Origin of the sequence: Falsiroseomonas bella, from assembly GCF_003173615.1 — a bacterium.
GTDB classification, from domain to species: Bacteria; Pseudomonadota; Alphaproteobacteria; order Acetobacterales; family Acetobacteraceae; genus Falsiroseomonas; species Falsiroseomonas bella.
Map to the genome: position 1 here is coordinate 121,852 of NZ_QGNA01000002.1, position 23,686 is coordinate 145,537.

At 72.1% G+C, this 23,686-nt stretch carries 27 protein-coding genes; 8 read left to right on the forward strand and 19 right to left on the reverse strand.

Annotation, left to right across the window (positions count from 1 at the left end; translation table 11 throughout):
• Positions 1-26 precede the first annotated feature (26 nt).
• Positions 27-620 (forward strand): cysteine peptidase family C39 domain-containing protein, encoded by a 594-nt coding sequence (locus tag DFH01_RS08950; protein WP_109870109.1) that lies wholly within the window; start codon positions 27-29, stop codon positions 618-620.
• A 25-nt stretch (positions 621-645) separates the two neighbouring features.
• On the opposite strand, the gene DFH01_RS08955 is transcribed toward DFH01_RS08950, so the two are convergent.
• Entirely contained in the window at positions 646-1,368 is a 723-nt protein-coding gene (locus tag DFH01_RS08955; protein WP_109870110.1) for a hypothetical protein, read from the reverse strand.
• 155 nt (positions 1,369-1,523) lie between these two features.
• On the opposite strand from DFH01_RS08955, the gene DFH01_RS08960 reads away from it, so the two are divergent.
• Entirely contained in the window at positions 1,524-1,727 is a 204-nt protein-coding gene (locus DFH01_RS08960; protein WP_109870111.1) for a hypothetical protein, read from the forward strand.
• Positions 1,728-1,766: 39 nt separating this feature from the next.
• Here DFH01_RS08960 and DFH01_RS08965 read toward each other — a convergent pair whose 3' ends face one another.
• A complete protein-coding gene (locus DFH01_RS08965; RefSeq protein ID WP_109870112.1) occupies positions 1,767-3,101 on the reverse strand; it encodes an ATP-binding protein in 1,335 nt (444 codons plus the stop codon).
• A gap of 6 nt (positions 3,102-3,107) precedes the next feature.
• Entirely contained in the window at positions 3,108-3,842 is a 735-nt protein-coding gene (locus DFH01_RS08970; protein ID WP_109870113.1) for a response regulator, read from the reverse strand.
• A 322-nt stretch (positions 3,843-4,164) separates the two neighbouring features.
• On the opposite strand from DFH01_RS08970, the gene DFH01_RS08975 reads away from it, so the two are divergent.
• From DFH01_RS08975 to DFH01_RS08995, 5 genes are all read left to right on the forward strand, one after another.
• Complete coding sequence (locus tag DFH01_RS08975; RefSeq protein ID WP_158287678.1) at positions 4,165-4,758, forward strand: DNA-3-methyladenine glycosylase family protein; 594 nt, start codon at positions 4,165-4,167, stop codon at positions 4,756-4,758.
• Positions 4,755-5,921, forward strand: coding sequence for an aminotransferase (locus tag DFH01_RS08980; RefSeq protein WP_109870115.1), 1,167 nt, complete (start codon positions 4,755-4,757; stop codon positions 5,919-5,921). Before DFH01_RS08975 ends, DFH01_RS08980 begins: the two co-directional genes overlap by 4 nt.
• Positions 5,922-5,932: 11 nt before the next feature.
• Positions 5,933-6,586 carry a DsbA family oxidoreductase gene (locus tag DFH01_RS08985; RefSeq protein ID WP_109870116.1) on the forward strand — a complete coding sequence of 218 codons (654 nt, stop codon included), beginning with the start codon at positions 5,933-5,935 and terminating at the stop codon, positions 6,584-6,586.
• Positions 6,587-6,739: 153 nt separating this feature from the next.
• Entirely contained in the window at positions 6,740-7,297 is a 558-nt protein-coding gene (locus tag DFH01_RS08990) for a LemA family protein (RefSeq protein WP_109870117.1), read from the forward strand.
• Positions 7,298-7,301: 4 nt separating this feature from the next.
• On the forward strand, positions 7,302-8,471 hold the full coding sequence (locus tag DFH01_RS08995; protein WP_109870118.1) for a M48 family metalloprotease: 1,170 nt from the start codon (positions 7,302-7,304) through the stop codon (positions 8,469-8,471).
• Here the strand turns inward: DFH01_RS08995 and DFH01_RS09000 are convergent.
• The 12 genes from DFH01_RS09000 to DFH01_RS09055 form a co-directional block, all read right to left on the reverse strand.
• The gene (locus DFH01_RS09000) at positions 8,365-8,997 is read right to left on the reverse strand and encodes an aspartate/glutamate racemase family protein (protein WP_109870119.1); all 633 of its coding nucleotides are present in this window, start codon (positions 8,995-8,997) and stop codon (positions 8,365-8,367) included. The two genes, DFH01_RS08995 and DFH01_RS09000, sit on opposite strands and share 107 nt — an antisense overlap.
• A 4-nt stretch (positions 8,998-9,001) precedes the next feature.
• The gene (locus DFH01_RS09005) at positions 9,002-9,484 is read right to left on the reverse strand and encodes a hypothetical protein (RefSeq protein WP_233256041.1); all 483 of its coding nucleotides are present in this window, start codon (positions 9,482-9,484) and stop codon (positions 9,002-9,004) included.
• Positions 9,485-9,519: 35 nt separating this feature from the next.
• Positions 9,520-10,728: an MFS transporter gene (locus DFH01_RS09010; protein WP_233256042.1), complete on the reverse strand. Its 1,209-nt coding sequence runs from the start codon at positions 10,726-10,728 to the stop codon at positions 9,520-9,522.
• A gap of 86 nt (positions 10,729-10,814) precedes the next feature.
• Entirely contained in the window at positions 10,815-11,741 is a 927-nt protein-coding gene (locus DFH01_RS09015) for an FkbM family methyltransferase (RefSeq protein ID WP_109870121.1), read from the reverse strand.
• A gap of 32 nt (positions 11,742-11,773) precedes the next feature.
• A complete protein-coding gene (locus tag DFH01_RS09020; RefSeq protein WP_109870122.1) occupies positions 11,774-12,856 on the reverse strand; it encodes a hypothetical protein in 1,083 nt (360 codons plus the stop codon).
• A 42-nt stretch (positions 12,857-12,898) separates the two neighbouring features.
• On the reverse strand, positions 12,899-13,777 hold the full coding sequence (locus DFH01_RS09025) for a class I SAM-dependent methyltransferase (RefSeq protein ID WP_109870123.1): 879 nt from the start codon (positions 13,775-13,777) through the stop codon (positions 12,899-12,901).
• The gene (locus DFH01_RS09030; protein WP_109870124.1) at positions 13,747-14,880 is read right to left on the reverse strand and encodes a phosphopentomutase; all 1,134 of its coding nucleotides are present in this window, start codon (positions 14,878-14,880) and stop codon (positions 13,747-13,749) included. Before DFH01_RS09030 ends, DFH01_RS09025 begins: the two co-directional genes overlap by 31 nt.
• Positions 14,877-15,881 (reverse strand): GNAT family N-acetyltransferase, encoded by a 1,005-nt coding sequence (locus DFH01_RS09035; protein WP_109870125.1) that lies wholly within the window; start codon positions 15,879-15,881, stop codon positions 14,877-14,879. Before DFH01_RS09035 ends, DFH01_RS09030 begins: the two co-directional genes overlap by 4 nt.
• Positions 15,865-16,914 (reverse strand): glycosyltransferase, encoded by a 1,050-nt coding sequence (locus DFH01_RS09040; protein ID WP_199231180.1) that lies wholly within the window; start codon positions 16,912-16,914, stop codon positions 15,865-15,867. Before DFH01_RS09040 ends, DFH01_RS09035 begins: the two co-directional genes overlap by 17 nt.
• 17 nt (positions 16,915-16,931) lie before the next feature.
• Positions 16,932-17,711, reverse strand: a complete 780-nt coding sequence (locus DFH01_RS09045; RefSeq protein WP_109870127.1) for a sugar phosphate nucleotidyltransferase — start codon at positions 17,709-17,711, stop codon at positions 16,932-16,934.
• A gap of 2 nt (positions 17,712-17,713) precedes the next feature.
• The gene (locus tag DFH01_RS09050; RefSeq protein ID WP_109870128.1) at positions 17,714-18,799 is read right to left on the reverse strand and encodes a CgeB family protein; all 1,086 of its coding nucleotides are present in this window, start codon (positions 18,797-18,799) and stop codon (positions 17,714-17,716) included.
• 39 nt (positions 18,800-18,838) lie between these two features.
• A complete protein-coding gene (locus tag DFH01_RS09055) occupies positions 18,839-19,948 on the reverse strand; it encodes a DNA topoisomerase IB (protein WP_109870129.1) in 1,110 nt (369 codons plus the stop codon).
• A gap of 61 nt (positions 19,949-20,009) precedes the next feature.
• On the opposite strand from DFH01_RS09055, the gene DFH01_RS09060 reads away from it, so the two are divergent.
• Complete coding sequence (locus DFH01_RS09060; protein ID WP_109870130.1) at positions 20,010-20,312, forward strand: hypothetical protein; 303 nt, start codon at positions 20,010-20,012, stop codon at positions 20,310-20,312.
• 21 nt (positions 20,313-20,333) lie between these two features.
• On the opposite strand, the gene DFH01_RS09065 is transcribed toward DFH01_RS09060, so the two are convergent.
• From DFH01_RS09065 to DFH01_RS09080, 4 genes are read right to left on the reverse strand one after another with little or no spacing between them, the layout of a single operon-like run.
• Positions 20,334-21,218, reverse strand: coding sequence for a glycoside hydrolase 5 family protein (locus tag DFH01_RS09065; protein ID WP_109870131.1), 885 nt, complete (start codon positions 21,216-21,218; stop codon positions 20,334-20,336).
• Entirely contained in the window at positions 21,215-21,985 is a 771-nt protein-coding gene (locus DFH01_RS09070) for a TIGR04290 family methyltransferase (protein WP_109870132.1), read from the reverse strand. Before DFH01_RS09070 ends, DFH01_RS09065 begins: the two co-directional genes overlap by 4 nt.
• Positions 21,982-22,590 carry a histidine phosphatase family protein gene (locus tag DFH01_RS09075; protein WP_109870133.1) on the reverse strand — a complete coding sequence of 203 codons (609 nt, stop codon included), beginning with the start codon at positions 22,588-22,590 and terminating at the stop codon, positions 21,982-21,984. The genes DFH01_RS09070 and DFH01_RS09075 overlap by 4 nt, the downstream gene beginning before the upstream one ends.
• Positions 22,590-23,660: an inositol-3-phosphate synthase gene (locus tag DFH01_RS09080; RefSeq protein ID WP_109870134.1), complete on the reverse strand. Its 1,071-nt coding sequence runs from the start codon at positions 23,658-23,660 to the stop codon at positions 22,590-22,592. Before DFH01_RS09080 ends, DFH01_RS09075 begins: the two co-directional genes overlap by 1 nt.
• Positions 23,661-23,686 lie beyond the last annotated feature (26 nt).

Here is a 23,686-nt window from a genome sequence, read left to right on the forward strand (position 1 = left end):
TTGGCGCGGGCGACGCGGCGGGAAAGGTGCCCCCGTATCGGGCGCAATGGGAATCCGTCGATCTCGTGGCGGAGTTCCTCGCCGGCCGCGATCCCGCCAGCGATCCGCTCTGGTACGGCTCCGGGGCGGCCAGCGCGGCCGACTACGCCCTGTGGGCCGACCATCTCTGCGGTTGCGCCTGCCTGCAGATGGCGCTCGGCGCGCGCGGCCGCCCGGTGCCGCCGATCCACGTCATCCGCCGCGCGGTCCAAGGGCAGGGCGGCTACGTCGTGGAACCGGACGGCACGATCCGCGGCCTGATCTATGCCGGCGCGGTCGCGTGGCTGGCCGGCCTTGGCCTCGAAGCGCGCATCGCCCTCGACGTGCAGCCGGGCGAGATCCCGGCGCTGGTCGCCGGGGGCGGGCTGTTCATCGCCTCGGTGCACGGGACGATCCGCTGGCCTGATCGTGAGCCGCCGCGGCGCGGCGGGCACCTGGTGCTGGTGTTCGGCACGGACGAAGCCGGACGGCTGCGCTTCCACAACCCTTCGGGTGACACGCCCGAAAGCCGCGCCGATGCCCGCCTGGCGCCGGACAGCTTCGGCCGGTTCTTCGCCGGCCGGGGGATCCACATAGGCTGATCGCCCCGGCCTGCCGCCGCCGGCTTCAGGTGGATTTGGTGTCCGGCCCACGGCCGCGGCCGCGCCCCGGCGGGTCGGTCGGGTCGTTGTCGGTTGGGCCCGACGGCGCGCGCTGCCCGCCGCCACGTCCCTGGCCGGGCGGATCGGAGGGATCGTTGTCGCTGACGCCGCCCTGCTGCGGCGCGCGCTGCCCGCCGCCGCGGCCCTGGCCGGGCGGGTCGGAGGGGTCGTTGTCGCTGACCCCGCCCCGCTGCGGCGCGCGCTGCCCGCCACCGCGGCCCTGTCCCGGCGGGTCGGAGGGATCGTTGTCGCTGACGCCGCCCTGCTGAGGCGCGCGCTGTCCACCGCCGCGGCCCTGTCCCGGCGGGTCGGAGGGGTCGTTGTCGCTGACGCCGCCCTGCTGCGGCGCGCGCTGTCCACCGCCGCGGCCCTGTCCCGGCGGGTCGGAGGGATCATTGTCGCTGGCGCCGCCCTGCTGCGGTGCGCGCTGGCTACCTCCCCGGCCGTTACCCGGCTCGTCCGAAGGATCGTTGTCGGTCAGGCCGCTGCGGGCTGGGGCGCGGGGCGGGGGGGCTGGGCGTGGGGGCGCCGCGCCGCCCTTCGTGCCCGAATCCGGGACCCCGCCACCGCCCGACTTCGTCCCCTGCGCCACCGCGACCCCGGGCAGCGCCGAGGCGCCGCCCAGCGCCGCCAGCCGCAGCACGAGCAGACGTCGCCGCAGGGGCGAGCGCATCGGGTCATCGGCCATCTGGGGCTCCTTCCTCGCGCGCCATGTTCTTGCGCCTTGGCGGGCCCGTCCAGAGGAAAGCCGATCCGGCGAGCCGTGCGGCGCGGATATCGGTCCTGCGATCCGTCTTGCATCCCCTCTTGCATCAAAGTTCTTGTTTTGTTCTAATCGTCGCCATGAGACAGCCGCTGACCGCCAACGGCCCGGCCGAGGCCGCCGAAATCCCCTTCGAGTTGCGCATCCCCGCGCCGCCGAATTTCCGCTGGATCCCCGCCGCGCCACCCGCACCCTGGTGGCGGGAGGCGATGCGCTGGTCCCTGACCGGGCTCACCGCAAGCTGGGCGGCCGGCGAGGTCACGCTGCGCCTGCTGGCGCCCTGACGCGGGGCGGATGAATTTGTCCGAAGCCCGCCGCGACGGTCAGGCCGGCATGGTGGCCAGCGCGGTGAGCCCGCCGCTGGGGCGGTTGCTCAGCACCACATCGCCGCCATGGGCGCGCAGGATGTTGCGGGCGATCGGCAGGCCGAGCCCGGTGCCGCCCGTCTCCCGGTTCCGGCTGCTCTCCAGCCGGCGGAAGGGCTGGAACACCCCTTCCAGCTCCTCCACCGGCACGCCCGGCCCGTCATCGTCGACGGCGATCCGGATCTGGCCGGGCGGCGCCTGCTGCAGGCTGAGCCGCGCTGATCCGCCATAGGCGATCGCATTGCCCACCAGGTTCGCCAGCGCCCGCTTCATCGCGACAGGGCGGGCGCGCACCGTGAGGTGCTCGGGTCCCGCGAAGGTGATGCGCTCGGCAAGCTCGGGATTGGCGTCCGCCGCCTCGTCCAGCACGGTGCGGCACAGCGCCGCGAGGTCCACCGGCACGGAGGGCTCGGCCGCCGCGTCGTCGCGGGCGAAGGCCAGCGTCGCCGCGATCATCGCCTCCATTTCCTCGAGGTCGGCGATGATCTTCCGCCGCTGCTCGTCGTCGTCGAGCAGCTCGGCGCGCAGCTTCAGCCGGGTGATCGGCGTCTTCAGGTCGTGCCCGATCGCCGCCAGCATCTGCGTGCGGTCGCTGACGAAGCGGCGGATGCGCTCGGCCATGGTGTTGAAGGCGTGGGCGGCGGTCGCGACCTCCGTCGGCCCGTTCTCCGGCAGCGGCGGCGCGTTCACGTCGCGGCCGAGCCGGTCGGCCGCATCCGCCAGGTCGCGCACCGGCCGCGTCAGCCGCCGCACCGCCCAGAGCGTCAGGCCCCCCGCGGCCAGGGTCATCAGCAGGAAGGAGGCGAGGAAGGTCTCGGAATGCCAGGGGCGGGGCGGCGGCAGCTCGATCCGCAGGTTCAGCCAGCCCTGGTCCTGGAAGCGCAGGCTCGCGAGCAGCACCCCGGGCCGGTAGGAGCCGGAGACGATCACCTCCCGCGGGCGCAGCCGCGGCGGCGCCGACATCACCGATTCCACGCGGAGAAGCCGGTTGACCGGGACCGGCGGTGGCGGGTTGCCGAGGCGTGCGATCGGCTCGGCGTCGTAGGTGGCGCGCAGGCCCTGCGGCAGATCGAGATCAGCCAGCACGGCCGCGCGGCGATCCGGCGGCGTCGCCAGCAGCGCCCGCCAGGCAGCGTAGCTGCGCTGCGACACCTCGCGCCCCTGCTGGAAGCGCTGCAGGTCCACGCGGTCCAGCGCATGGATCGTCAGCCCCGCCACCTGCACCAGCACCAGGCCGAGCAACAGGAACAGCGCGGTGCGCCCGGCGAGGGAGCGGGGCAGCAGGCGCTTCACGCGGCCTCAGCCCCGTTCCACGGAGGTCGCCAGCACATAGCCGCCGCCTCGCACGGTCTTGATCAGCTGCGGGTTGCGCCCGTCATCCTCCAGCTTGCGGCGCAGCCGGCTGACCGCGACGTCGATGGCGCGGTCGAAGGGACCGGCCTGGCGGCCGCGCAGCAGGTCCATCAGCATGTCGCGGGTCAGCACCCGGTTCGGCCGCTCGACCAGTGCGATCAGCAGCTCGTATTCGCCGCCCGTGAGCGGCACCTCGACCCCCTGCGGATTCACGAGGCGCCGGCGCGCCGGCTCCAGGATCCAGCCGGAGAAGTGGATCTGCTTGGCCGGCGGCTCGCCGGAGGGCGAGCCGGTGGAGCTGTCGGTGGTGGCGCGGCGCAGCACCGCGCGGATGCGCGCCAGGAGTTCTCGCGGGTTGAAGGGCTTGGCGACGTAGTCGTCGGCGCCGAGCTCGAGCCCGACGATCCGGTCCGTCTCCTCGCCCATGGCGGTCAGCATCACCAGCGGCACCTCGGACTGGCTGCGCAGCCAGCGGGCGAAGTCCAGCCCCGACTCGCCCGGCATCATCAGGTCCAGCACCACCAGGTGGTAGCGCCCGAGCGGCCAGAGCTTCCGCGCCTCCCGCGCGTCGCGCGCGGTGGTGACGCGGAAGGACTGCTTCTCCAGGAACTTGGCGAGCAGGTCGCGGATCTCGCGATCGTCGTCCACGACCAGGATGTGCGGGTGCGCGTTGGCGTCCATGTCTGTAACATAGCGCGGCCGGGCCGCCGCCGAAGGCCGGTTCCGCCCCCGATTGTTTCGCGCCGTCACGATGGTCGCGTCTGCAACATGCTGTTGCACTTGCTCACCGGCCGGCCCTTCGGCCGGTTACGTTGCGAGCCCATTCTCCTGTCAACACGGGCCGCCTCGGGCCGCGGCAGACTGATCGCCGCGGCGAAACGACCCCCCTCCTGCCCCGGGGCGGCCTCGTGTACTGGCGGCGGGGATGCACTCCCACCCGTCCCCGCCGCCGCCTTTTCCCCACCCGCCCGACTGGGCCCGCGCCGCGGCGCAGGAACTCGCCATGCGCGATCCGGTCTTCGCCGGCATCGAGGACCGCGCCGGGCCGCTGCCCTGGATCCTGCGGCCCAAGGGATTCCCCGGCCTGCTTCGGGCGATCTGCGCCCAGCTTGTCTCCAACGAGGCCGCCTTCGCCATCTGGCGCCGCGTCTCCGCGCTGCCCGGCGCGACGACGCCGGAGGGCTTCCTGGCGCTCGACCCGGAGCGCGCCGGGATCGAAGGCGGGCTGACGCGCCAGAAGGTTCGCCATGCCCGGGCGCTGGCGGAGGCGATCCTGGACGGGTCGCTGCCCCTCGATCGGCTGGAGGCGCTGCCGGACGCCGAGGCGGTGGCGGCGCTCTGCCGGGTCAAGGGGATCGGGCGCTGGACCGCCGAGGTCCACCTGCTCTTCTCGCATGAGCGGCCGGACGTGTTCCCGGTGGGCGACCTGGCGCTGCAGGCGGCGGCGGCGCAGCTGCGCGGCCTGCCGGCGCGGCCGGACGCCCGGGCCATGGAGGCGATGGCGGCGGAGTGGGCGCCCTGGCGCTCCATCGCCGCCCGGCTGCTCTGGCACCACTGGCTGCATCACACGAAACGCGCGACGGTGGACCCCGCATGATCCTGTCGAGCCGCATCCGCGCCACCGATGTCCCGCCCATCCCGGCCGCCCGCGCCTGGGCGGCGCGCTATGACGGCCGCGCCGGCCCGGCGCTCGACCTGACGCAGGCCGTGCCGGGCTACCCGCCGCCGCCGGAGCTTCTGGCGAGGCTGGGCGAGGCCGCGGGCAGCGCCACAAGCGCCGGCTACGGCCCCATCGCCGGCGACATGGCGCTGAGGGAGGCTCTGGCGGCCGACATCTCGGCCTTTTATCGCGCGCCCGTCCCGGCCGGGTCCGTGGCGATCACCGCCGGCTGCAACCTCGCCTTCGCCATGGCGATGCAGGTGCTGGCGGCGGAGGGCGAGGCGGTGCTGCTGCCGACTCCCTGGTACTTCAACCACCACATGGCGCTGACCATGCAGGGCGTGCGGACCATCCCCGTGCCGACGCGGCCCGAGGACGGCTTCATCCCCGACCCGGCGCGCATCGCCGCGCTGCTGGTCGAACACAAGCCGCGCGCCGTGGTGCTGGTGACGCCGAACAACCCGACCGGCGCGATCTACCCGGCCGCGGTGATCGAGCAGGTCGCGGCGGATTGTCGCCGCCATGGCGCGCTGCTGGTGCTGGACGAGACCTATCGCGACTTCCTGCCCGCCGGTCGCGTGCCGCCGCACGCGCTGTTCGACGACCCGGATTGGGGCCACGTGCTGCTGCACCTTTATTCCTTCTCGAAGGCCTATTGCGTGCCGGGGCATCGCGTCGGCGCGGTGGTCGCCGGGCCGGCGGTGATGGCGGAACTCGAGAAGGCCCTCGACACCATGCAGATCTGCCCGCCGCGGCCGCCGCAGGCGGCGCTGACCTGGGCGATCCCGGCGCTGACCGAGTGGCGTGCTGGCAACCGCGCCCTGATGGCCGAGCGCGCCGCCTTCTTCCGCGATGCCGTCTCCCAGCTGCCGGGCTGGCGACTGGATGCCATCGGCACCTATTTCGCCTTCCTCCGCCTGCCGGAGGCCGCGCCGGACGCGATGCGCGCGGCCGAGATCCTGGCGGCGGAGCAGGGGCTGATGACGCTGCCCGGCCCTTTCTTCGGGCCGGGCCAGGACCGCCACCTGCGGCTGGCCTTCGCCAATGCCGCCGAGCCCGTGCTGGCGCAGGTGCCGGCGCGGCTTGGCGCCTTCTCATGACGGAGAACCCCATGCGAACGATCGACGTGATCTCCGACGCCATCTGCCCCTGGTGCTGGATCGGCAAGGCGCATCTGGACGCCGCGCTGGCCGAGCTTGCGCGCGACGGCCTGGACTTCCGCGTGCGCTGGAAGCCCTTCCAGCTGAACCCAGACATGCCGGAGGAGGGCGTGGAACGCGCGGCGTATCGCGCCGCCAAATTCGGCTCGGTGGAGCGCGGGAAGGAGCTGGATGCGCAGGTGGCCGAGGCGGGCCGCGCGGCGGGGCTCGATTTCCGCCACGACCTGATGCTGCGCACGCCGAACACCGTCGCGGCGCATCGCGTGATCCGCGCGGCGGAGCAGGCGGGCGTGCAGCAGCCGGTCGTGGACGCGCTGTTCCGGGCCTATTTCCAGGAGGGTCGCGACATCGGCGACGCGGCGGTGCTGGACGAGGTTTCCGCCGACGCAGGCCTGCCGGGCATGGCGGCGATGCTCGCGAGCGACGCGCATCGCGACGCCGTGCTGGCCGAGGACATGGCCGCGCGGCGCGGCGGCATCAATGGCGTGCCGAGCTTCCTGATGGACCGCCACCTGCTGTTCAGCGGCGCGATGCCGGGGCCGCGCATGGCGGAGGCCTTCCGGCAGGCGGATGCGATTCTTTCGGAGCGCGAGAAGGCGGCGTGACGGCGAAGGCCGGTCGCGCCCTGCTCCCTCTCCCGCGCAGCGGGGGCTTCGACGCCAAGGGCGTCGGAGGCGGGAGGCTGGTCGGGGTGGGGGCACGACCGTCCGCGCAGGATCCGAAGCTGACGCACACCAACCACCGGGGGGACCACAAAGATGGAATGGGTGATTCTCGGCCTGATCGTCCTGCTGCTGCTGTGGCTTGTCGTCATCTACAATCGCCTCGTCAGCCTGCGGCAGACCGTCGGGCAGTCCTGGGCCGATATCGAGGTGCAGCTGAAGCAGCGCCACGACCTGATCCCCAACCTGGTCGAGACGGTGAAGGGCTATGCGGCGCATGAGCGCGGCACGCTCGATGCGGTGATCCAGGCGCGCAACAGCGCGGTCAACGCGCATGGCCCGGAAGCCGCCGCCGCCGCGGAAGGCCAGCTCACCGGCGCGCTGTCGCGCCTGTTCGCGCTCTCGGAAGCCTATCCCGACCTGAAGGCGAATCAGAATTTTCTTTCTTTGCAAGGCGAGTTGTCGGCGCTCGAAACGAAAATCGCGGCGGCGCGGCGCTTCTTCAACAACGCGGTCGCGGAGTTCAACGCGGCGATCCAGTCCATCCCCGCGGTGTTCTTCGCCGGCAGCCTCGGCTTCACGCCGAAGGGCTTCTTCGAGCTGGAGGCGAATGAGCGCGCCGCCGTGCAGACCCCGCCGAGCGTGAAGTTCTGACGCCATGCTCCCGGCGACGGGACTTCGCACCCACGCCTGGAACACCGCGCTCCGCTCCATCCTGCTGCTGGCGGGCTTCCCGCTGCTGCTGGCGATGATGGGCTATGCGCTCGCGCTGCTGCTCGTCGCCGGCGACGCGCCGACGGTGCAGGACGGGCTGCGGCGCGCCGCGCATCTCCTGCCCAGCATCATTCCGCTCGCGCTGCTTGTCGCGGCCATCTGGTTCGCCATCGCCTGGTTCAGTCACAACCGCATCCTCGACCTCGTCACCGGTGCGAAGCGGGTGACAGACCCGCGCGAGGAGCCGCGGCTGTGGAAGCTGGCGGAGGCGCTCTGCATCAGCCGCGGCATGACCATGCCGCGGCTGGCGGTGATCGAGACGCCGGCGCGCAATGCCTTCGCCTCCGGCCTCACGCCGAAGAAGGCCGGCGTGACGGTGACGCGCGGGCTGATGGAGGCGCTGGACGACCGCGAGCTGTCCGCCGTCATCGGACATGAGCTGGCGCATATCCGCAACGGCGATGCGCGCCTCGGCGTGGTCGCGGCGGTCTTCGTCGGCGTGATCACGCTGGTCACGGATTCCGTCTGGAAGGGGCTCCGCGTGATGCGCTTCACGCGCATCGGCGGGCGCAGCCGCTCCTCCTCCTCGTCGAACCGCGGCGGCGGCGGGCTGGTGGTGCTGGCGCTGGTGGCAATCGCCATCCTCATCGCGGTCCTGGCGCATCTGCTGGCGCTGGTCCTGCGCATGGCGCTGTCGCGCAACCGGGAATACCTGGCCGATGCCGGCGCCGTGGATCTCACGCAGGATCCCGACGCGATGATCTCCGCGCTTCGCAAGGTCGAGCAGCGCCCCGGCCTCGCCGAGGTGCCGGAGCAGGTGCGCGCGCTGTTCCTGCATGATGCGAAGCTGTCGCGGGCCGTCGGCTGGTTCGCGACGCATCCGCCGGTGGAGGCGCGCGTCGCGGCACTGGTGCGCTATGCCGGCGGGCACGATCCCGGGAAGCTGCCGGACCTTCCGCCCGAGCCGGCGCAGGCCGCGGCCGAGGGGCCACTCTGGACCGACCCGGTCAGCCCTGCAGCAGGCGGCGCAGCTTCCGGACCGCACTCCCCGGGGTCGTCACCACAGGCCGCCCGGTCGCCCTGGCGACCATGGGGGCCGCGCGGGCCAGGCTGAACTGGCCGAGCAGGATGGCGTCGCACTCGCGCAGCGCGGGCGCCGCCTGCTCCACCAGCCTGTCGTGCCGCTCCGGGTCGCCGGCGTCGAGCGCGGCCATCGCGCCCTCCGCAAGACAGGGCACCACCGTGACGCCCGGCGGGAATTCCGGCGGCATGGAGGTGAGCGTGCCGGGAAAAGTCGCCAGCAGGCCGATGCGGCGGCCGAGCCCGGCCACCTCCTCGATCGCCGCCTCGTTCGGCTTCAGCACGGGCATCGGCGCGAGGTCGCGCGCGCAGGCCTCGATGCAGGGCCCGAAGGCGGAGCAGGAGAAAAGGATGCCCCGCGCGCCGGTGCCGGCGGCATAGCGCGCGAGCGTCAGGAAGCGCTGCGTCATCGCCTCCGTCAGGCGCCCCTCGCGCGCGAGGTCGGCCGCGAGGCTGTCGTCCAGCAGGTTCATCAGCCGCGCCTCGGGCCAGATCTCGGCGAAGGCGGCCTCGATCGGCGGCGGCGAGTGCCGCAGCGCGTGGATCAGCGCGATGCGCATGGTCTCACTCCGGAATGCAGCGTCGGAGCGGGGAGGGGAATTCCGCGCAGTCGGGGAAGACGATCTCGTTCGGGCCCCGGCGCTCCACGCGCAGCGTGTTCGGTCCGCCGGGGCAGCCGAAGCCGACATCGGGCGAAACCCGGGCGCCGAAGGGGGTGTTCTGCGGCTGCGCGGGCAGGAAGCGCATCTCGAGCGCATCGGGCTCGGCGGCCACCGTCTCGAGCAGGCGCTGGCGATAGGCGATGTCGAGCGGCGAGGCGCGGAGCACCACGTCGCGCATGAAGATCACCGTGGGCTGGCCGAAGCAGCGCGGCCCGACCCCGTCGCCGGGGGGGAAGATCCCGCCGGTCCAGGAGCCGAACACCCAGGCATGCGGCGGCAGACCGCCCTGCTGGGCGGTCGAACTGCCGCCGACCGCCAGCACCAGAGCCGCCACCAGCATCCAGCGTCGCATGCCATGCCCCCCGCGATCCGCAGCGTCCGTCATACCGCCCTCCGACCGCGAGGGCCACCGCCGGGGGATCATGCGCGCGCCGGCATGGCGGCGGGCGCCGGGTCCTTCACCGGCAGGTGGATCAGCGCGGCGAAGGCGGCGGCGAGGATGCCGATGGTCCACATCAGGTCGTAGGAGCCGGTGCGGTCGAAGATCAGCCCGCCCAGCCAGGCGCCGGTGAAGCCGCCGATCTGGTGGCCGAGGAATACCAGGCCGAACAGCGTGGCCAGCCAGCGCGTGCCGAAGTTGCGCGCGACCAGGGCGACCGTGGGCGGCACGGTGGACAGCCACAGGATGCCCATCAGCGCGGAGAACAGCAGCACCGACTCGGTCGTCTTCGGCAGCGCCATGAACACGGCCATCAGCACGCCGCGCGCGGCATAGATCAGCACGAGCAACTCGCGCCGGCGCCAGCGCTGGGCGAGCTCCCCGGCCGCGAGCGATCCCGCGATGTTGAAGAGGCCGATCAGCCCGATCGCGCCCGCGCCCACCGCCACGGGCAGGCCGCAGGAATGCACGAAGCCCGGCAGGTGGACCGTCAGGAAGGAGACATGCAGGCCGCAGACGAAGAAGCCGAAGAAGAGGAACCAGAAGCTCGGCGTGCGGAAGGCGCGCGCCAGCGCCTGCCGAGCCGTCTCCTCCGTGTCGGCGGTCTTCGGTGCGGGGCGGTCGTTGAGCGGCCCCGCCAGGGGGATCATCAGCAGGGCCACGCCGGCCATGACCAGCAGCGTCCATTGCCAGCCCAGGCCCGCGATGCCGAAGCCGGCCAGCGGCACGACCAGGAACTGCCCGAAGGAGGAGCCGGCGGTGCCGAGCCCGACCGCGCGGCCGCGCTGGGTTTCGGGCAGCAGCCGCGTGAGGGAGGCGATGATCACCGGCATTCCGGCGGCCGAGACCGCAAGGCCCATCACCACCCCGGCGAAGAAGGTGAAGAGGGCCATGCCGTCCGCCAGCGCCATGCCGAGGATGCCGATGGCGTAGAGCACGGCGCCGCCCATCACCACGGCACGGCCGCCGATGCGGTCCGCGATCTGGCCGCAGATCGGCTGGAACATCCCGTTCAGCAGCACCGAGAGCGCGATGGCGAAGGCGAAGCCGGAGGCGGTCCAGCCATGCTCCGCCGTCATCGGCGCAAGGAACAGGCCGAAGGACTGGCGCAGCCCCGTCGCCAGCGCGGCGGCGAGGACGCCGAACGCAATCAGCACGCCAGCCGCCGCCGGCGCGGACCTCACGGACATGAGCGGCTCCATCATCGTTCGGGGCCACCTTTCCATCGGCCGCGTGCCGCTTCAACGCATCCGTGCCGCGCGGGCGCGCATGGCTCCTACGCGGCGAAGGGATCGCTGCGCGCCGCCAGGATGTTGACGATGTCGCCGGTGCGCGCCGCGAGATCGGCCGCCGGCACGGGCGTGATCCCGGAATCGTCGCCGACGGTCCAGAAGGAGAAGCCCATGCCCTCGAGGAGGCCGATCAATTCGGCGGCACTCGACCCATGCGCCTTCTGCAGGCCGGGGGCGAATTCGAACAGGATGCGGACACGCGGCGAGCGGGCGAGCAGGCCGGCCATGCCGCGCACCGCCTGCGTCTCGGTGCCCTCGACATCCATCTTCATCACGTCGACGGTGAAGGCCGGGTCGGGGAACAGGTCGTCGAGGGCGGCGACGCGGCAGGGCACGATCTCGATGCCCGGCGCGACGCGGCCGCGCGGCGTGGCGAGGTGGCCGCCGCCCGAATACTCCCAGGAGAACCGGAGCTGCGATGTTCCCTCCGCCGCGCCGACCGCAAGGTTGTGCACCGTCGCGAAGCCCTTGAAGCCGTTCACGGCCAGGGATCGACCGAGCAGGCCGGCGAAGCGCGGGTTCGGCTCGAAGGCGTGCACGCGGCCCGTCGTTCCCGCCGAGACGCACCCGAGCAGCGCATAGACGCCGAGATGTGCGCCGATGTCGAAGACGGTGTCGCCCGGGCGGATCAGGCGCTGGAAGAGCTGTGTGTAGTTCGGCTCCCAGATGCCGAACATCATGATGTGCGGCGCGAGGTCGGTCCCGCGCGTGTCGAGATACATCATGATCCGGCCGTGCAGCAGGGCGAGGATCGTGTTGTCGCCGAGATAGGCGGTGGCCGTGTAGTGGAACGGATTGCTGCGCCCGGCGAGATGGGCGAAGCCCTCCTCCATCCGGCGCGCGATGCCGACCACGGCCTCGGCGGTCGCCGGCGCGGGGGGGCGGCGCCTGCGGAGGATTCGTTTCAGCATCCTGTCCCGTGGTCCGGTTGGGGCATGTCCGGTCAGCCGGCCTTGCGGATGGCAAGGCCGAAGGAGGTGGCGACGACGAGGCCGTGGCGCTGGCGATGGCCGCGCGTGCTGGTCGGCGGCGCGCTCACCTGCTCATCCATCTGCTCGGCACCCGGATGGGTGTTGAAGGTCAGGATGCTGTGGCCCGCTGGCGCCAGGCGCTCGGCCAGCGCCTCGATGTCGCAGCGGCGCAGGATCACCAGGTTCGGCAATTCCCAGGTCGTCTTGTCGGAGGAGAGGTTGAAGTCGAGGCAGTGCAGCGCCAGGCCGCCCGGGCGCAGCGGCACGAGGCTGGCCTCGAGGAAGGCGAGCGTCGCCTCGATGGAGCGCAGCCTGCCCGGCATGCCGAAGGAGAAGCAGAAATCCATGCTGGCGGCCGGGAAGCTGCCGATCGCGGTGGGCTCGAAGGCCGCGAAGCGCACCAGGCGGTCGAACTCCTCGATATGGACCATCTCGGGGTAGAAGAGCCGGCTGCGTCGCGCCTCGATGGAGCGTTCGTCGCCGGTCTCGCTGCCGATGGCCAGCACCTCCACGCCGCGCGAGGCGACGAGCGAGGCGACCCGCTCGCGTCCGGCGTCGATCGCGAGCCCGCGGCGCCCGGGCTCGATCAGCCCCGCCGTGGCGAGCACGGAGACCATCCAGGCATGCTCCCACTTCGCGCGCGTGCGCGCCGGGCGGAGGCCCATCGCCTCGATGATCTCGGAGAAGGCTGGATCGGCGAACTGCGCGGCGGTGCAGAGTTGCGAGCCGGGGTGTTCGAGGTCAGGCGGCGCGAAGCGCCAATCCAGCGCCGCGGTGGCGGGCGGGCGGATCAGGAACAGCGGCACCGTGTAGCTGGGGTAGCCGTTCAGGATCGAATCGAAGAACTCGTGGAAGCTCTCGGTGTTGGTGAAGGCGCGGCGCAGCGCATTCAGGTTGGGCAGCGCCTTGAAGGCCTCGAACTCGGCGGGACTGACCGGCGCGCGGCCGGCCAGCAGCTTGAAGCCCCAGTCAACGGCCTCGCGCGTCACACCCTTCGGCGGCGCCGCGTCGCGCGCCTCGGGCGCGGCGGGGCGGTCGCCTTGCTGCTCCGACATCCAACTCCTCCGGCGCCGCCCGCGGCGCCCGCCGGGTTTCCATCACAGCGCGAGCCCGCCAGCAACCCCGACCCGCCGAAGGCGAAAGGCGGTGGCGTCCCACAGGCGGAAGGGCCGCTCCGGCGCGGCCTCGATGGACAGACCGCAGCGCGCGGCGAGATCGCACGGATCGGCCGTCCCATCTTCGCCATAGGCAAAGTTCAGCAGGGCGAGTCGCCCGCCGGGCCGCAGCACGCGCGCGATCTCCGTCAGCATATCCTCAGCCAGGGTGCCGCCGGCCTGGACGAGATAGGGGAATACATCGACCGCCAGCACCAGGTCGAAGCCGGCATCCCGTATTCCGGCAAGGTCGCCGCCGCCGGTCGTGGCGAAGCGCAGCCGGGGAATGGCGCCGTGCCGGCGTTGCGCCTCGGCAATCATCATCGGGGAGAGATCGAAGCCCAGTGTCTCGGACGCCTCGGGCGCCACCGCCGCGGCAAGGCGGCCCGTGCCGCAGCCGAGGTCCAGCACGCGCGGCCGCCCGGCGAGGAGCCCGTGCCGGCGCAGCCAGGCGACGAGCTCCTCTGTCGCCGCGGCCAGCAGCGCGGGATCGCCCAGGCTGTAGGCGGCGACGCTCGCCTCGGGGCTGATGGCGGCCAGCCGGTCGAACAGGGCGCGCTGCGCATCGAGGCTGGTGGGGGCGGCATGATCGGCGCCGGCGCGAACCATGCGCTCGAGCAGCGCGAGGCCCTCCGCATGCCGTGCCGCGAGCGCTGCGAGGCGCGGCGCCGCATGCAGCAGTGACGGCAAGTCAGCCACGGGCGTGCCGGCGAGGATGAGGCGCATCAGCGCGACCGCGTCCGGGATCTCGCCCGACGCGTGCCGGTCGAGCGTATCGCGCGCCGCCGCGTTCAGGGGAGGAAGGCGCGGCCGGTCGGCCATGACGGCAGCCCGAAGCAGGCGGCGAGCGTGGCGGCGACATCCGCGAAGCCGTCGCGCGTGCCGAGCGGATCGGCGCGGCCGCGATGCAGCGCCAGAAGCGGCACTTCCTCCCGCGTGTGGTCGGTGCCCGCATGGGCAGGGTCGCAGCCATGGTCGGCGGTGATGATGACGAGATCGTCCGGCGCGACCTGCGGCAGGAAGCTGGCGAGCCAGGCATCGAAGGCGGCGAGCGCGGCCGCGAAGCCCGCGACGTCCCGGCGATGGCCGAACTCCGTGTCGAAATCCACGAGGTTGGCAAAGAGCAGGCCTCGGCGCAGGCCGCGCCAGCATTCCGCGATGCGGCGCATGCCTTCGGCATTGTCGCGCGTGGGGTGCGAGGCGTCGAAGCCGCGCCCGGCGAAGAGATCCGCCGCCTTGCCGATGCCGGTCACCGGGATCCCGGCCTCGGCCAGCCCGTCCAGCACGCTGCGGGGCGGCGGCATGGCGTAGTCGTGCCGATGGGCGGTGCGCGCGAAGGCACCCGGCGCGCCGGTGAAGGGGCGGGCGATGACGCGGCCGATGCGGTAGGCGTCTGCGTGGCGGCGCGCGACCTCGCAGATGGCGTGCAGGCGCGGCAGCGGGATGACCGACTCGTGCGCTGCGATCTGCAGCACGGAATCGGCGGAGGTGTAGAGAATGGGATCGCCAGTGCGGAGATGCTGGGCGCCGAGCTCCTCGATGATCGCCGTACCGCTGGCTGCGCGATTGCCAAGGAAGCGGATGCCCGCCTCCCGCTCGATGGCGGCGACGAGCGGATCGGGGATGCGTGGAAAGGTGGCGAAGGGATCCTGCAGCACGATGCCCGCGATCTCCCAATGGCCGGTCGTGCTGTCCTTGCCGGCGGAGCGCTCGCGCATGCGGCCATGCAGCGCGCGCGGCGCCGGCGCATCGGCAAGGCCCATCACCCGGAGCAGCCCGAGCGCGGCGAGGTTCGGCAAGAGGACCCCAGTGGCCGCGATCACATGGCCGAGCGTGTCGGCGCCCGCATCGCCGTAGCGCGAAGCATCCGGCGCGCCGCCGACGCCCACGCCATCCAGCACGATGATCAGCGCACGGTCGGTCATGCATCCTCCGGCGGGATCAGCACGCGGCGGAATGCCGGCCGGTCCACCGCGCCCCAGAAGCGCTTGTAGCGTTCCTGCCCGCGCAGGAAATCCAGCATGCCAAAACCCTCGGCGATCGCCTGCTCGGCCACGGCGCCGAGCAGGACCAGGCCGGGGGAAAACTTCTCGCAGGCCGGGTCGAAGCCCTGGAGATAGAGGTAGAGGGTGCGCGGTGCGCGGCCTGGCGGATCGGCCAACGCATGCAGCACGGCGACGATGCGGCCTTCCAGCCGCAGCGCGACGAGCCGCAGCAGGCCGGCGCGCAGCAGGGCCGGCATCGCCTCACGGTGCATGGCCTGCACCGCAGCGGGCGCCAGCACGCCGGCCTCGCCGCGCTGCTGCCAGCGCGCAGCATGAAGGCCGAAGAGCGCGTCCCGGAATTCATTGAGCGTGTCCGGCGTCGCGCTTTCGCAGGTGACGCCCGCTTCCGCCGCACGGCGTTGCGCCACGCGCAGGTCGCGCAGCGTCTTGGTGGAGACGCGCTCTCGCAAGCCCTCCATGCAATCTGGCAGCATGAGGGCGGGGCAGGGCTCCGCGGGCTCCACCGCGTCGCGCCAGCCGGGCGGCGCCTGTCCCAGCAGAAGCGGTGAGGCGGGGCGAAGCTGCGGCCATTCGCTGCGGTGGAAGCGGTCGCGGCGGGCGTGCAGCACGCGGAAGGCGGCCGCCATCGCGGCCTCGGCATGGCCGGGCGCGACCAGCGCGTCCAGCCAATCCGTCGTGCCGATGCCGAGGGGCAGCAGCGCCCGGTCCGGCGCGTGGATCCACAGCGGCATGAGGGCGACCAGACGCCCCGCATGGCGCAGCGCGAGGGTCAGCAATTCGCCGACGCCCAGGTGGCGCCACCATGGGATCAGCCAGTCGGGATGCTGGAAGGGCGTGGCATCCGGCACGGCTTCCCAGAGCGCGGCCCATTCCTCGCGCAGCGGCTCGAGCGTCGCGACCTGTTCAGCTTGCGGCGCCATGCGTCACCGTGCGGCGCGCCAGCGCGGCATAGGCCGCGCGGTAGCGCGCCACCATCGCGGCGCCGGAGAAGCGCGTGCGCGCAGCCAGCCGGCAGGCCTCGGGATCGAGACGTGCGGCCGCGCGCATCGCCTGCGCCATCTCCGCCACGTCGCGCACCAGGAAGCCGGTCACGCCGTGCTCGACGATGTCGGCCAGCGCGCCGGAGGGGAAGGCGACGACCGGCGTGCCGCAGGCCAGCGCCTCCATGGCGACGAGCGAGCTCGTCTCGGGTGCCAGGCTGGCGGAGACGAGGCAACGCGCGGCGGAGAGCAGGCGTCGCTTTCGGGCGAGGCCGACCGCGCCGAGGAAGCGGTGCGGACCTGCCATCAGCCGCGGTACGACCTGCCCGTGCCAATAGGCCTCATGCGCGGCATGGCCGAAGACCTGACCGCCGAGCAGCACCGCAATGCCCGCGCAGCTGCCGGCATCCAGCGCCTGGTGCTGGTTCTTCTCCGGGCAGATGCGCCCGAGGCAGAGCGCGAAGTCGCGTTTTCCGATGCGCAGCGTCAGGGCTTCCACGTCGATGCCATTCGGCAGTGGCGGGAGAAGGTTTGGAGAGGGCGGGCAGGTGGCGTGCTGGCTGGCGGAGACGGCGTGCAGCCAGGTGTCGGGGCGCGCGAGGCGCCAAAGGTCTGGCGGATACCAGGCGGGCGGCAAGTGCAACGTGATCAACGCCGGGATTCCCGAAGGCGGCAGGTAGTCCAGCACGTCCACGCCATGGAAATGCAGCAGATGCGGCGCGTGGTGCGCGACGGCCTTGGCCAGCGCGTTGCGCAGCGCGGCATGGGTCGCGGCGATATCGGCCGGGCCGATCTGGCCGGGGACGCGTGGGATCGCGACATGCTCGCCCGCGATCTCGGACCCTTCGGCGGCGAGCACAATGCTGCGATGGCCCGCCGCGACAAGGCCGCGATCGAGCGCGGACAGAACCTGCTCGGCGCCGCCGACCGCGTCCGGCCCGACCGGCGCGAAGGGGTAGGCGACCTGCAGCACGCGCAGCCGGCCGCCTCTCATGCGCGGCGGGCCGACTGCACGGCGCGGAATGGAAGGACCGGCGCTTCCGCCGAAGCCGCCTGGCCGAGCAACGCCGCTGCCTCGCGCCAGCCATGCAGCGTGCCGACATCGGCATAGGTGGTGCCGGCGCGCAGCCCGACCGCGTGGCCGCCCCGCGCAATCCAGGCATTCACCAGGGTGCCGACATACTCGTCGCCGCGCCCGGGCTCGCGCCACAGCGCGTGCAGATCATGCAGCACCCTTCCCGGCATGCGGAAGGCGCCCCAGACCCAGTTGGACGCGGCGTCCGGCTGCTTCACCTGGATCTCCCGCACGCGATCCTGCGCATCCGTGACGACCGCATCGAAGAATTCGGGATGCGCCACCGGGAAAAGCAGGAAGGCGAGGAGACCGGCGGGCAGGCGCGCTAGCCCGTCGCGCGGGAACCAGACCGTGTCGGGCAGGCCGATCGCGACGTCCTCATCCGGCGCGATGAACGGGGCCGCGGAGAAGATCGCGTCGCACAGCCCGGCAGGTTCGGCCTGTACGACATAGGCGATGCGCGCGGCGCCGATGCGGGCGCCGTAGTAGTTCACGATATCGCCCTTGCCCGGCGAAATGACGATGCACAGCCGGTCCACGCCGGCGGCCAGCATGCGCTCGATCAGGTGCTCACTGACCGCGCGCGGCCGCTCGACGCCGCCTTCAAGACGACTGCCGACCGGCAGCAATTCCTTGGAGAAGGCGAGGGGCTGGATGCGACTGCCGATGCCGGCGGCAGGAATGATGCCCCACATGATCAGCCCTCCACCGGCGCCGGTGCCCGAGCCGCCTGGAGCGCAGCCAGCAATTCGCGCGCGCGTTGCGCCCCGGTGTGCTCGGCCAGGGTACGTTCGCGGGCGCGGCGCGCGATGCGGAGCCTCTCCGCCTCGTCCATGTCGAGCGCTTCCAGTGCGCCCTCCGTGTCGTCGGCCAGCAGGATCTCCTCGCCCGGCGTGTAGAAGCTCTCGATCCCGTCCCAGCGGTCGCTCAGCACCGGCGTGCCGCACGCTGCGGCCTCGAACAGCCGCCCCGACGGGCACCAGCCGAGGGCGGCCATGTCGCGGCGCGTCACGTTCAGCGTGAGCCGAGACGAAGAGAAGAAGGCGGGATGCTCCGATGCCGGCAGGTGCCGCACGAAGTGGATGTTCTGCTCCCAGGGGAAGTCCTGCGGATACTGCGCGCCGCCCATGACGAAGCGCCGTTCCGGTCGGCGTCGCGCGGGTTCCAGCATCAGGCGTTCAAGCGCGGGCTGGCGGTCCGCGGCATAGGTGCCGAGATAGGAGAGATCCGCGGCGAAGGCCGGCACCGGGGCTGTTGCGTGGTGCGTCGCAGGGTCAACGCTGCCATAGAGCGGAACGACGCGCCGTGCGTGCAGCGCATCGCGAAGCTGCGCCAGCGCTTCGCCCCCCGTGTAGCTCAGAACCAGGTCGAAGCCGCCGAGCCCATCGGGCGGGATGTAGTCCGGGCGTTCCCCCGCGGCGAGGCGCGCGAGCGTGACTGGCGTGTCCAGGTCGTAGAAGACGCTGATCACGCGCGGGGCGTCCTGCAGCAGCGAGGCCGCGGCGCAGGCATCGGCGCAGTAGGAGGTGACGATCGCGGCATCCGCGCCGCGCAGCTCCTCCGCGGCCCGCGCCAGCGCCGCGGCCCAGTCCGGATGGACGACGCTGGCGAGGCCGGGGATGTCCAGCGTCTCGCGTGTCTCGGCATACCAAGGGCGATCGCGCTCGAAGAACAGCACGCGGTGGCGTGCCTCGCCGAGCGCGCGGCACAGCGCGCGCCACAGGGTCGCATGGCCGTTGCCCCATGAGGAGGTGATGGACAGGCCGAAGACGACGAGCTTCATCCAGGTTCCCGCGCAGCCGGACCTGCCTGCAACGCGCAGCTACTCGGGATCGTTCGGGGCGCGCCCGCGCGAATCCGCCTCGCGCAGCCGTGTGGCGAGCAGGGCGAGCACGGCGGCTTCCTCGGGCGGCAGTTCGGCGAGGTCGTCGCGGAGCGCCGCGACCGCCTCGGCCTCGATCTCCTCGGCGAGGCCGCCATCGAGATAGCCGTCGAGCACCGCCGGGTGGACGTAGCATTTCCGGCAGATCGTCGGCGTGTTGCCGAGGCGGGCGGAGACGCGTTCGATGGCGCGGCGGATGTTGCGCTGCGCCGCGGCGCGGCTGTCCACGCGCTCGAACTCGCGCAGCGCGATGGCGGCGAGCACGGTGCCGGCCCAGGTGCGGAAGTCCTTGGCCGTGATGTCGCGGCCCGTGACCTCACGCAGATAGGCGTTGACGTCGGCCGAGGTGACATCGCGCGTCTCGCCCGCCTCGTCCTGGTACTGGAACAGCTCCTGGCCGGGCAGGTCCTGGCAGGCACGCACGATGCGCGCGATGCGGCGATCTCGCAGGCCGAGGCGCCAGACCTTGCCCCCCTTGCCCTTGAAGGCGAAGCGCAACTCGCTGCCCTCGATGCGCACGTGACGGTCCTGCAGGGTGGTGAGGCCGAAGCTGCTGTTCTGCCTTGCGTAGTCGTCGTTGCCCACGCGGATCAGCGTGGTCTCCAGCAGGTGGACGACTGTGGCGAGCACCTTCTCGCGCGGCAGGCCTGGCCGAGCCATGTCGGATTCGATGCGCGCGCGGATGGCCGGCAGGACGCGGGCGAAGTCGAGCAGGTGATCGTATTTCGCGGCATCGCGCACCTGCCGCCAGCGGGCATGGTAGCGATACTGCTTGCGGCCGCGCTCGTCGCGCCCGGTCGCCTGGATGTGCCCGTCAGCCTGCGGACAGATCCAGACCCGGGTCCAGGCCGGGGGAATGGCGAGGGCGCGGATGCGCAGCAGCGTCGCCGCATCGCGCAGCAACCCGCCCTGCGGCGTGCGGTAGGAGAAGCCCTTGCCGACACGTCTGCGTGTGATCCCGGGCCGCTCGTCCGAGACGTAGCGCAATCCCGCCTCTTCCGCGGCGTCGCGCGGATCGACGACCGGCGCGGCGTCGTCGTCGAAGGGCATGCGGGCAGAACCCGCGACCGCCGGCGGGGTTCAACGGTCACGTGCAAGGGGAGTTCTTGCGATGGCCGAGACGACGACGGACCACGACACCATCCGACGCTGGGCGGAAGGGAAGGGCGGCAAGCCCGCCGCGGTGGACCGCACCCATCAGGGCGAGGACACCGGCATCATCCGGCTGATGTTCCCGGGTGCGCAGCAATCGGAGCATGGCGCGCTGGTGGAGATCTCCTGGGAGGAATTCTTCCGCCAGTTCGAGGAATCCGGGCTCGCGCTGCTCTACGAGCCCGACAGCATGTTCAACAAGATCATTGGCCGCGATACGGCGGACCGGCGCGCCAAGGGCGAGCACGACGCGCATCGCTAGGCATCGTGCGGTATCGCGCGTTCAGGCATAGCGGCGCACCATCTCGGCGCAGAAGCCGCCGAATTCGGCCGGATCGTCGGGCGGGCTGGTGTGATGCCGGCCCGGGCCCTTGTGCTCCGGCGTGAAGCAGAATGTGACCGTCACGCGGAAGTCCCGCAGCGCCTCCATCTGCCGGTCGAACCAGGCGAGCGCGTCCGGCCGGTAGTAGTCCGCCCAGGACAGGCCGGTGCGCAGATAGGTTACGCCGAGCTCCTTCATCAGCGCCACCGACTGCGCGAGGCGGTGATCCTCGAAATGGAACCACTGGCACAGGCCGAGATCGGGCGTGTGCCGCGCGAACTCGGCGAAGGCGGGCTTTCGCCCACCATCCTCGCGCACCAGGCCCATGTAGAAGTGCCGGTAGTAGGAACTGCCCTCCGCTTCCTTGTGGCGCGTCGTCGCGCCCCAGCTGCGCGGCAGGTCGTGCAGGCTGTACCAGTGGATGCGCTCTGCGCGGCCTTTCAGCAGCGCGGCGGTGCGCGCCAGGCCCCATTCCTGCACCTCCTCCGCGCCGAAGGATGAGACGCCGACCTCGCTGACCCAGAGGGGCTTGTCGGTGACCGCCCGGATCTCGGCGAGCTTCGCCGGCCAGTCGTGGATGGGCCACAGGTTCCAGTCCAGCGGGAAGCCGTGCACCGCGACGGCATCCACTTGGTCCAGCACGCCCTTCGCCTGCATGTTGCGGATGAAGGCGGGATCGATCGGAGACATGCCGCCCAGCACGCGCGGCAGCGTCGGATGCGCTTCGCGGATGGCGCGGCCGGCGGCGATCGCCGTCTCGGCGAAGCGGCTCCAGTCAGGGTCGAGCTCGGGGTCCCAGTGCGACTTGTTGTTCGGCTCGTTCCAGATCATCGCCGCTTCGATCATGCGCGCGGGCCCCCCGCCGGATAGGCCGCGCCGGCGCCGTGCGGCGCCGCGGTGCGGCAGCAGATGAAGACCTCCTCCTCCGGCTGGGCCGTGATGGCGAAGCCCACGGCGCGCAGCATGGCTTCGGCGCAGGCGCGGTTCGGCACCCACCAGTTCGTCCAGTCATGCGCGTAGCTGTGCTCGACGAAATGCAGGCGGGGCCAGCCTGGCTGGTCGAAGGGCGCGGTCTCGCGGAAGTCGTAGTCGCGCGAGACCGGCGCGACCTCGGCCGAACCGCGCAGCATTGACTGGAAGACCAGCACGTCGCCGGCGACGTGCTCGTGGATGAGGTCGAGCGCGAGCAGCGGGTGGCGCAGGTGATAGAGCACGCCCATGAAGAGAACGATGTCGAAGCGTTCGCCCAGCAGCCCGACATCGTAGACCGAGAGGTTGCGGAACTCGATTTCCTGGCCGGTGATCTCCGCGGCGAAGCGCGCCTGTGCGAGGTAGCCTTCGTCGGAATCGATGCCGAGCACGCGCGCGGCGCCGCGGCGCTTCATCTCGATGCTGTAGAAGCCGGCGTTGCAGCCGATGTCGAGCACGCTGCGTCCTGCGAGATCCGTCGGCAGCGCGTGGCGGAAGCCTTGCCATTTCACGGCCGGGTAGTCGCCCAGGAAGTGGTCGGGCGCCGTGCGCACGCCTGCCAGCTCGATGTTGTGGAACCAGGGGCCGAGCGCCTCGGCCCGGCGCCGGATCGCCTCGCGGTCCGCTACGTCGCTGCTGCTCATGCCGCAATGTCCCCCGCGCAATGGTTGATTCGGATCACGCGCCCGCCGCCGGGCCAGAGTTCGAGCTCGCTGATCGAAGCCGGCGCGATCTCGAGCCGCCAATAGGCATCGAGGCCGGCACCGAGATGGACGAGCAGCGCCGCCTTGATCACGTCGGCATGCGTGACCGCGAGAAGCGTGCCGTCCGGGAAGCGCGCCGGCAGCGTGCCGATCCAGCGCAGCACGCGTGCGGCGGCCTCGGCCATCGTCTCGCCGCCGGGCGGCATCGCCGTCCCGCGCTGCGTGTTCCAGCTTCGCCAGGCCGGATCATCCTCGAGCGACGCGAAGGCGCACCCGGTCCAGGCGCCGAAATCGATCTCATCGAGCAGCGGTTCCTGCGCGGGATGCAGATCGAGCGCCTTGCCGAGGATTGCGGCCGTCTCTCGCGCGCGCCGCCGCGGGCTCGTCGGCAGGGTCGTCGGGCGGCAGTCGCGCAGTTGGCGGGCAAGGCGCGCGGCCTGGGCTTCTCCCTCGCTGCTCAGTCCGCAACGGTCAGTGCGGCCGGACAGTACACGGCCGACTTCGGCATGCGCCGCGTGGCGCGCCAGCAGCAGCCTGGTGGCCATCAGCGACCGGCGACGAAACGGAGCGTCGCCTCGCGCGCGCCGTGATCGTCCATCTGCCGGGGCGGCGACTTCATGAACCAGGCGGAGGGCGCTTCCAACGGGCCGCCGATGCCACGGTCGAGAGCGATGCGCGCACAGCGCACCGCATCCATCACGATGCCGGCCGAATTCGGGCTGTCCCAGACCTCCAGCTTCACCTCGATGTTCAGCTGCTGGTCGCCGAAGGCCGTGCCCTCCAGCCGGATATGCGCCCATTTCCGGTCGTCGAGCCACGGCACGAAATCGCTGGGACCGACATGCACATCCGCATCGCGCGGCGCGGACGCCATGCGGCTGGTCACCGCACGCGTCTTCGACAGCTTCTTGGAGGCGAGGCGGTCGCGCTCCAGCATGTTCAGGAAGTCCGTGTTGCCGCCGAAGTTCAGCTGATAGGTGCGGTCGAGCCGCACGCCGCGGTCGCGGAACAGATCGACCAGGGTTCGGTGCAGAATCGTCGCGCCGACCTGGCTCTTGATGTCGTCGCCGATCAGCGGCAGCCCGCGCGCCGCGAAGCGCGACGCCCAGGCGGGGTCCGAGGCGATGAAGGACGGGATGCAGTTGACGAAGGCGCAGCCGGCGGCGAGCGCGGCCTCCGCATAGAAGGCGGTGGCGGCCTCCGAGCCGACCGGGAGCCAGGAGACCAGCACCTCGGTCCGGGTGCCGCGCAGCGCATCGGCGACGTCCACGACGGCTGCGTCGGATTCCGTCACGGTGCCGGTCAGGTAGCGCCCGAGGCCGTCCAGCGTCGGGCCGCGCCGGACGGGCACGCCGCAGGCCGGCACCTCGGCGAAGATGGCGGTGTTGTTGGGCGGTGCGAGGATGGCGGCCGCGAGATCCGCCCCGACCTTGCCCTCCGCCACGTCGAAGGCCGCAGAGGGCACGATGTCGGCCACGCGGTAGCCGCCAAGATCGGGATGCGGCAGCCCCGGTTCCGGCGCCGTGGACTCGCGATAGCGCGCCAGCCCCTGCACGAAGGCGGAGGCGCAGTTGCCGACGCCGACGATGCCGACCCTGAGCGAACCGCTTGCCAATGCACCCCTCCTCTCGCCTCGTCCGC

Excerpts from the sequence above, each read along its gene's own strand:
- DFH01_RS08990 (WP_109870117.1), top strand. The coding sequence starts at position 6,740 with ATGGAATGGGTGATTCTCGGCCTGATCGTCCTGCTGCTGCTGTGGCTT.
- DFH01_RS08980 (WP_109870115.1), top strand. The coding sequence starts at position 4,755 with ATGATCCTGTCGAGCCGCATCCGCGCCACCGATGTCCCGCCCATCCCG.
- DFH01_RS08985 (WP_109870116.1), top strand. The coding sequence starts at position 5,933 with ATGCGAACGATCGACGTGATCTCCGACGCCATCTGCCCCTGGTGCTGG.
- DFH01_RS08955 (WP_109870110.1), bottom strand. The coding sequence starts at position 1,368 with ATGGCCGATGACCCGATGCGCTCGCCCCTGCGGCGACGTCTGCTCGTG.
- DFH01_RS09025 (WP_109870123.1), bottom strand. The coding sequence starts at position 13,777 with ATGGCCGACCGGCCGCGCCTTCCTCCCCTGAACGCGGCGGCGCGCGAT.
- DFH01_RS09020 (WP_109870122.1), bottom strand. The coding sequence starts at position 12,856 with ATGTCGGAGCAGCAAGGCGACCGCCCCGCCGCGCCCGAGGCGCGCGAC.
- DFH01_RS09035 (WP_109870125.1), bottom strand. The coding sequence starts at position 15,881 with ATGGCGCCGCAAGCTGAACAGGTCGCGACGCTCGAGCCGCTGCGCGAG.
- DFH01_RS08960 (WP_109870111.1), top strand. The coding sequence starts at position 1,524 with ATGAGACAGCCGCTGACCGCCAACGGCCCGGCCGAGGCCGCCGAAATC.
- DFH01_RS08995 (WP_109870118.1), top strand. The coding sequence starts at position 7,302 with ATGCTCCCGGCGACGGGACTTCGCACCCACGCCTGGAACACCGCGCTC.
- DFH01_RS09050 (WP_109870128.1), bottom strand. The coding sequence starts at position 18,799 with ATGAAGCTCGTCGTCTTCGGCCTGTCCATCACCTCCTCATGGGGCAAC.
- DFH01_RS09070 (WP_109870132.1), bottom strand. The coding sequence starts at position 21,985 with ATGAGCAGCAGCGACGTAGCGGACCGCGAGGCGATCCGGCGCCGGGCC.
- DFH01_RS09030 (WP_109870124.1), bottom strand. The coding sequence starts at position 14,880 with ATGACCGACCGTGCGCTGATCATCGTGCTGGATGGCGTGGGCGTCGGC.
- DFH01_RS09060 (WP_109870130.1), top strand. The coding sequence starts at position 20,010 with ATGGCCGAGACGACGACGGACCACGACACCATCCGACGCTGGGCGGAA.
- DFH01_RS09015 (WP_109870121.1), bottom strand. The coding sequence starts at position 11,741 with ATGCTGAAACGAATCCTCCGCAGGCGCCGCCCCCCCGCGCCGGCGACC.
- DFH01_RS08975 (WP_158287678.1), top strand. The coding sequence starts at position 4,165 with ATGCGCGATCCGGTCTTCGCCGGCATCGAGGACCGCGCCGGGCCGCTG.
- DFH01_RS09045 (WP_109870127.1), bottom strand. The coding sequence starts at position 17,711 with ATGTGGGGCATCATTCCTGCCGCCGGCATCGGCAGTCGCATCCAGCCC.
- DFH01_RS09000 (WP_109870119.1), bottom strand. The coding sequence starts at position 8,997 with ATGCGCATCGCGCTGATCCACGCGCTGCGGCACTCGCCGCCGCCGATC.
- DFH01_RS09055 (WP_109870129.1), bottom strand. The coding sequence starts at position 19,948 with ATGCCCTTCGACGACGACGCCGCGCCGGTCGTCGATCCGCGCGACGCC.
- DFH01_RS09010 (WP_233256042.1), bottom strand. The coding sequence starts at position 10,728 with ATGTCCGTGAGGTCCGCGCCGGCGGCGGCTGGCGTGCTGATTGCGTTC.
- DFH01_RS08970 (WP_109870113.1), bottom strand. The coding sequence starts at position 3,842 with ATGGACGCCAACGCGCACCCGCACATCCTGGTCGTGGACGACGATCGC.
- DFH01_RS09065 (WP_109870131.1), bottom strand. The coding sequence starts at position 21,218 with ATGATCGAAGCGGCGATGATCTGGAACGAGCCGAACAACAAGTCGCAC.
- DFH01_RS09075 (WP_109870133.1), bottom strand. The coding sequence starts at position 22,590 with ATGGCCACCAGGCTGCTGCTGGCGCGCCACGCGGCGCATGCCGAAGTC.
- DFH01_RS09005 (WP_233256041.1), bottom strand. The coding sequence starts at position 9,484 with ATGACGGACGCTGCGGATCGCGGGGGGCATGGCATGCGACGCTGGATG.